Origin of the sequence: Kitasatospora sp. NPDC057198 (genome assembly GCF_042670125.1) — a bacterium.
GTDB lineage: Bacteria > Actinomycetota > Actinomycetes > Streptomycetales > Streptomycetaceae > Kitasatospora.
Genome location: NZ_JBHUWH010000621.1, coordinates 1 through 3,811, shown reverse-complemented (window position 1 = coordinate 3,811; position 3,811 = coordinate 1). Strand labels below are relative to the sequence as shown.

4 protein-coding genes are annotated in these 3,811 nt (G+C 76.0%); 1 reads left to right on the top strand and 3 read right to left on the bottom strand.

What is annotated here, in order from left to right; all coding sequences use genetic code 11:
• Nucleotides 1–75: 75 nt before the first annotated feature.
• Nucleotides 76–1,584, top strand: a complete 1,509-nt coding sequence (locus tag ACFUEL_RS36715; protein WP_380242076.1) for a hypothetical protein — start codon at nt 76–78, stop codon at nt 1,582–1,584.
• Between the two features lie 16 nt (nt 1,585–1,600).
• Here ACFUEL_RS36715 and ACFUEL_RS36710 read toward each other — a convergent pair whose 3' ends face one another.
• The 3 genes from ACFUEL_RS36710 to ACFUEL_RS36700 form a co-directional block, all read right to left on the bottom strand.
• A complete protein-coding gene (locus ACFUEL_RS36710) occupies nt 1,601–2,272 on the bottom strand; it encodes a hypothetical protein (RefSeq protein WP_380242075.1) in 672 nt (223 codons plus the stop codon).
• 41 nt (nt 2,273–2,313) lie between these two features.
• Nucleotides 2,314–2,913, bottom strand: a complete 600-nt coding sequence (locus tag ACFUEL_RS36705) for an Imm21 family immunity protein (RefSeq protein WP_380242073.1) — start codon at nt 2,911–2,913, stop codon at nt 2,314–2,316.
• An 80-nt stretch (nt 2,914–2,993) separates the two neighbouring features.
• The gene (locus ACFUEL_RS36700) at nt 2,994–3,686 is read right to left on the bottom strand and encodes a nicotinamide riboside transporter PnuC (RefSeq protein WP_380242071.1); all 693 of its coding nucleotides are present in this window, start codon (nt 3,684–3,686) and stop codon (nt 2,994–2,996) included.
• Nucleotides 3,687–3,811 lie beyond the last annotated feature (125 nt).

Here is a 3,811-nt window from a genome sequence, read left to right as displayed (position 1 = left end):
GGCGAAGGGTGCGGCGTCGAACGCGAGCGCCGAAAACCCCGGGCGCGGGGCGGGACGGCCGGGAAGGATGGGCGGATGCGTCGTGTGTGGGAAGGACTGGCCCGGAACCCCGCGCTGCCCGCGGAGGCGGTGGAGCGGCTGGTCCGGCTGACGGAACCGGACCTCTCGCAGCACCTGGCCGAGCGGACGGACCTGACCGCCCGGCAGGTCGAAGTGCTGGCGGAACGCGGGAGCGCCGTGGCCGGGCAACTGGTGGAGGAGGGCCGGCTGACGGCGGAAGGAGTCGACCCCCGGCGGCGGCCGTTCGCCGCACTGGCGCTGCTGCGGGCCGGGCGGGCACCCGCCGGATGGGCCGAGGCGCTGGCCGAACGGACGGAGCTGTGGCCGGAGTTGGCGTCCGCCGAGCGGCTGCCCGCCGAGGTGGCGCGACGGCTGCTCGCCGAGGCGGACGAGGACGTGCTGCTCGAACTCGCCGAGGCGCAGCCCGACCCGGGCGTCCTCGCCGCCCTGGCCGCGCACCCCTCGCAGCACGTCCGCCGGGCCGTCGGGTGGAATCCGGCAGCCCCGTCCGACGTCCTCGCCGATCTGCTCAACGACCGTCCACCGCTGCCGAGTTGCGACGTCTGCCGCCGCCACCCCGCCCCGTGGACGCACCCGCCGGACTGCCCCGACCCGGGCTGCCGACTGCCCGCCGGGGCCGCCTGCGACGGCAGCCACCAGTACGCCCGGCACACCATCGTGGAGGCCGCCCTCGCCCACCCCGCCGCGCCCACCGCCGACGCCCTGCGCCACCTGCCCGGCGCGCCCGCGTCCCTGCGTGCCCAACTCGCCGGACGCATCGGCCTCGGAGCGGACGCGTACCGGCAACTCGCCACCGACACACTGCCGTTGGTGCTCGAGGTGCTCGCCGGGAACCCGGCGGTCGGCGAGCCGCTGATCCGCGAACTCGCCACCTTCCCCAGCGAGATCGTCCGCCGGGCCGTGGTCTGCAACCCCGTCGTGCCGCTGGACGTCCTCGAGCGGGCCTGGGAAGGCGTCGTCCTCAAACTCGGCACCACACTGCCGCCCCGGATCGCCGCCGCCGACCCCGCCGAGACCGAACGGCTCGCCGCCTCCGCCGACCCCGAACTGCGCCGCCTGCTCGCCCTGCGCCGCGACCTGCCCCCGCACGTCCGCGACCGCCTCGCCGAAGACCCCGACGCCGGGGTCGCCAACGCCGTCGCCGCCCACCCCGGCCTGGACGGACGGCAGTTGGCCGCCCTGCACCGGCGCCACGGCCGCCTCGTCGGCCCCGGCATCGCCGCCAACCCCGACACCCCCGCCGCCCTGCTGCGCACCCTCGTCACCGGCGAGCACAACGTGGCCACCCTGCGCGCCCTGGCCCGGCACCCCGCCGCCGACGGCACCGCCCTCACCGCCTGCCTGCGCGACCGGCGGGCCCGCGCACAGGCCGCCGAACACCCGGCCCTCCCGCTCGACCGGCTCCGCGAACTGCTGGCCGACCCGGAGACCGCGCACCTCGCGGCGGCCAACCCGGCCCTCCCGGTCGCCGAACTGCTGTGCCTGATGCCCCCGGAGCAGTAGGCCGGCGGCGGGCGGCTCAGCGGTCGTGCCGGTGCACGGGCGGGGTGAGCAGCCGGGCGGCCAGCGCGCGGGCGGCGGCCCGGCCGTCCGGGCGGGGGAACGGGCCGCGCGGCCCGCGCAGGTGCTGGCCGGTGAGCGAACCGGACGGCACGGCGGTCCAGTCGGTGCGGTGCAGCAGGACGGTGTGGGCCTCGGTGTGCGCGGCCCGGTCCCCCTCGTCGTCGGGCGGGGCGAGGTGCAGCCGCAGCCGCTGCGGGTCCGGCCAGTGCAGGGCGAGCACCTGCCGGTCGGTGCGCCGGGCGAACAGCGCGCGCGGGCCTCGGGAGGGGGCGTCGAGGTCGACCAGGAACAGCCCGCCCTCGAAGCGGTGGCCGCCGTCGTAGTCGCCGGTGCCGACGGCCAGCAGCGGTAGCTCGGGGTGGAAGGCGAGGGCGTTCACCGACAGGCCGAAGGTGAGCCGCCGCACCAGCCGCGGCGCGGCGCCGGTCTCGAACAGGCCGAGATCCAGCGCCTCGCCGTACCCGTCGGCGCAGGCCACGGCGAGCAGGCGGCGCTCCGGGTCGGCGACCGCGACGGCGGGCTCGCCGAGCGGGGCGAGGAGGTCGGCGAGGAGGTCGGCAGGGAGGTCGGCGGGGAGGTCGGCGGCGAGGTCGGTGAGATCGCGGGCGGTGCGGCGGGCGTTGTGCACACGGATGATCGTCGCAGCCCGCGGACGAGGCGGCCGGCCGGTTACCGGTTCACGGGCAGCAGTTGGAGCAGGCCGCCCGTCACCTCGGAACGCACCCGCCAGCGCCCCGCCGGGAGCGGCACGGGCGCCTCGTCCGGGATCCCGCCGCCGTCCGGGTACGGGACGCCCAGGTCGGTGCCCGCCTCGGCGGAGTCCATCAGGACGGCCGGGCCGTCCGTCTCCCAACTGCCGCACTCCTCCCAGACGGTGGCCGGATCGGCGAGCAACCCGCCCACGGCGGACAGCTGTTCGTCCCAGTCGTAGCCGCCCGTCCACCGGACGAAGACCCGGTGCTCGGGCAGGTAACAGGTGGTGGCCGGCTCGCCGCCCAGCACCAGGGCCCGCAGCCGGCTGCCGCGCAGCGCGATCGTCTCCGCCCACCCCTCGACCTCGCACGCCCGGTCGTAGTCGTCCGGCCCGCCCGTACCGTCCGGCCCGCCCGTACCGTCCGGCCCGGAACCGTCCGGCCCGCCCGTACCGTCCGGCCCGGAACCGCCCAGGATCAGCGCCTCCGGGGTGCAGCCGCCCCAGGCGGCGAGGGCGGAGCGCGGGACGACGATCAGCGGGCCGCCCATCGACGGCACCCGGACAGGAGTGTTCACGGCGGCGATTCTGCCCCGGCGCGCCGACAGCGCGGGCCGCCCCTCCGGATCGGGGGACGGTCCGCGCCAGGCGGGAGGGGTCAGCGGGTGGTCTCCTCGCGGCTCTCGACCAGGACGGCGGGCTCCAGCGGCGAGGCGATCTCCTGCGGCTTGCTGCGCGAGGCCCAGTCGCGGATGCCGATCACCACCATCACGAAGAAGATCGAGTACACGATGCCGGAGAAGTACAGCTCCGAGTGCACCGCCAGCGGCACGCCGACCAGGTCGACCGCCAGCCAGACGAACCAGAACTCGATGTAGCGGCGGGCCTGGCTGTACATCGCGAGGATCGAACCGACGAAGATCCAGGCGTCCGCGCTCACCATCCACATCGGCGCGCCGGGGTAGAACGAGGCGTCCCGCCACTTCAGCAGCGCGGCGAAGGCGATCGTGCCGAGCACCATCGCGGCTATCAGCACCGCGCGCTCGCTCCAGTTCGCCCAGCGGACGTTGATGGTGCCCTCCTGCTCGCGGTTGCGCTTCCAGGTCGCCCAGCCCCAGGACGCCGAGACGATGATCACCACCTGCCGGGCGGCGTTGCCGCCGAGGTCCACGTTCAGGCTGGCGATCAGCAGGAACACCGAGCCGAGGATCTGCACCGGCCAGGCCACCAGCGACCGGCGCAGGGCCAGCCAGACGGTGGCGAGCGCCAGGATGTTGCCCAGGAAGTCGGACCAGTAGACGGGGAGGCCGAAGAAGCTGAACTGCTCGTTCAGCCAGTGGAATGCGCTCATGACTCACACCTTTGTTCGTACGGAGCGAGGTGGTGGGGGAGGGACGGCCGACCCGGAGGAGGGGAGGGGGCGGCCGGGCACGCGGGCATCGGGCGCAGTGACGGGGGGTGGGGGCGGGGGTGCGT